Origin of the sequence: Nocardioides humilatus (assembly GCF_008373755.1) — a bacterium.
GTDB lineage: Bacteria > Actinomycetota > Actinomycetes > Propionibacteriales > Nocardioidaceae > Nocardioides > Nocardioides humilatus.
Genome location: NZ_VUJV01000064.1, coordinates 1 through 244, shown reverse-complemented (window position 1 = coordinate 244; position 244 = coordinate 1). Strand labels below are relative to the sequence as shown.

1 protein-coding gene is annotated in these 244 nt (G+C 48.0%); it reads left to right on the top strand.

All coding sequences use genetic code 11. The features are described 5' to 3' along the window. Window positions 1-244, top strand: a 244-nt coding sequence (locus F0U44_RS24010; RefSeq protein ID WP_149730590.1) for an uL30 family ribosomal protein, incomplete at both ends; no start/stop codon positions are given.

Below are 244 nucleotides of genomic sequence, written 5' to 3'. Positions count from 1 at the left end.
TTACGCTAAAGAGGCGTTCTTCTGCCATCAAGAAGAAGAGGGAAATCTTCAAGAGGGCTGAACAGTACGTCAAGGAATACCGCATCAAGGAACGTGATGAAATCAGACTAGCCAGACAAGCACGCAATCGTGGCAACTACTACGTTCCCGGGGAAGCCAAATTGGCATTTGTCATCGGAATCCGTGGTATCAACCAAGTTTCACCGAAGGTCCGTAAAGTTCTGCAACTGTTTAGACTGCGCCA